Raw genomic sequence first — 1827 nt, forward strand, 5'->3', positions numbered from 1 at the left:
GTGAAAAACCCCCACGCCGGAAGACCAAGGGTTCCTGCGCAACGCTAATCGGCGCAGGGTGAGTCGGCCCCTAAGGCGAGACCGAAAGGTGTAGTCGATGGGAAACGGGTTAATATTCCCGTACCTTGGATCACTGCGATGGAGAGACGGAGAAGGCTAGGTGAGCCGGGCGACGGTTGTCCCGGTTTAAGCGAGTAGGGAGTGGACTTAGGCAAATCCGGGTCCACAATTCTGAGACGCGACGACGACTGCTCTTAGAGCGGGAAGTCATTGATGCCCTGCTTCCAGGAAAATCTTCTAAGCTTCAGGTGATTCGAGACCGTACCCCAAACCGACACAGGTGGTCAGGTAGAGAATACCAAGGCGCTTGAGAGAACTCGGGTAAAGGAACTAGGCAAAATGGTGCCGTAACTTCGGGAGAAGGCACGCCGGTGTGTACGTGAAGCCCCTTGCGGGTGGAGCGGAAGCCGGTCGAAGATACCAGGCCCCTGCGACTGTTTATTAAAAACACAGCACTCTGCAAACACGTAAGTGGACGTATAGGGTGTGACGCCTGCCCGGTGCCGGAAGGTTAATTGATGGGGTTAGCTTCGGCGAAGCTCTTGATCGAAGCCCCGGTAAACGGCGGCCGTAACTATAACGGTCCTAAGGTAGCGAAATTCCTTGTCGGGTAAGTTCCGACCTGCACGAATGGCGTAACGATGGGGGCGCTGTCTCTACCCGAGACTCAGTGAAATTGAAATCGCCGTGAAGATGCGGTGTATCCGCGGCTAGACGGAAAGACCCCGTGAACCTTTACTATAGCTTCACAGTGAACTTTGAGCATGTTTGTGTAGGATAGCTGGGAGGCTTTGAACCCGGGACGCCAGTTCCGGTGGAGCCAACCTTGAAATACCAGCCTGGCATGTTTGAGGTTCTAACTTGGTCCCCTTATCGGGGATGAGGACACTGTGTGGTGGGTAGTTTGACTGGGGCGGTCTCCTCCCAAAGAGTAACGGAGGAGCACAAAGGTGGGCTAAGCATGGTCGGACATCATGCGGTTAGTGTAATGGCACAAGCCCGCTTGACTGCGAGACAGACACGTCGAGCAGGTGCGAAAGCAGGTCATAGTGATCCGGTGGTTCTGTATGGAAGGGCCATCGCTCAACGGATAAAAGGTACTCCGGGGATAACAGGCTGATACCGCCCAAGAGTTCACATCGACGGCGGTGTTTGGCACCTCGATGTCGGCTCATCACATCCTGGGGCTGAAGCCGGTCCCAAGGGTATGGCTGTTCGCCATTTAAAGTGGTACGCGAGCTGGGTTTAGAACGTCGTGAGACAGTTCGGTCCCTATCTGCCGTGGACGTTGGAGATTTGAGGAAAGCTGCTCCTAGTACGAGAGGACCGGAGTGGACGAACCTCTGGTGTTCGGGTTGTTTCGCCAGAAGCATTGCCCGGTAGCTACGTTCGGACAGGATAACCGCTGAAAGCATCTAAGCGGGAAGCCCCTTCCAAGATGAGATCTCCCTGAGGCCTTGAGCCTCCTGAAGAGCCGTTCAAGACCAGGACGTTGATAGGCTGGGTGTGTAAGCGCTGTGAGGCGTTGAGCTAACCAGTACTAATTGCTCGTGCGGCTTGACTATATAACACCCAAGACAATTGCGGATAACGCGAAATCAACATCACATCACTTCTCATCCTCACCCAGTGATCACCCGTTTTGTCTGACGACCATAGCGGTCTGGAACCACCTGATCCCATCCCGAACTCAGAAGTGAAACAGTCCTGCGCCGATGGTAGTGTGGCTTCTGCCCATGCGAGAGTAGGTCATCGTCAGGCTCCTAA

Annotated in this window: 2 rRNA genes (1 of these 2 cut by a window edge); both read left to right on the forward strand. The window is 54.6% G+C overall.

The annotated features are described in order from the left end of the window. A 23S ribosomal RNA gene (locus N6L25_RS17600) occupies window positions 1-1625 on the forward strand; it begins 1262 nt to the left of the window's first position. An 80-nt stretch (window positions 1626-1705) separates the two neighbouring features. Further along, window positions 1706-1821: ribosomal RNA gene (rrf, locus tag N6L25_RS17605) — 5S ribosomal RNA — on the forward strand. Window positions 1822-1827 lie beyond the last annotated feature (6 nt).

This window comes from Marinobacter sp. SS21, assembly GCF_028369065.1.
Taxonomy (GTDB): Bacteria; Pseudomonadota; Gammaproteobacteria; order Pseudomonadales; family Oleiphilaceae; genus Marinobacter.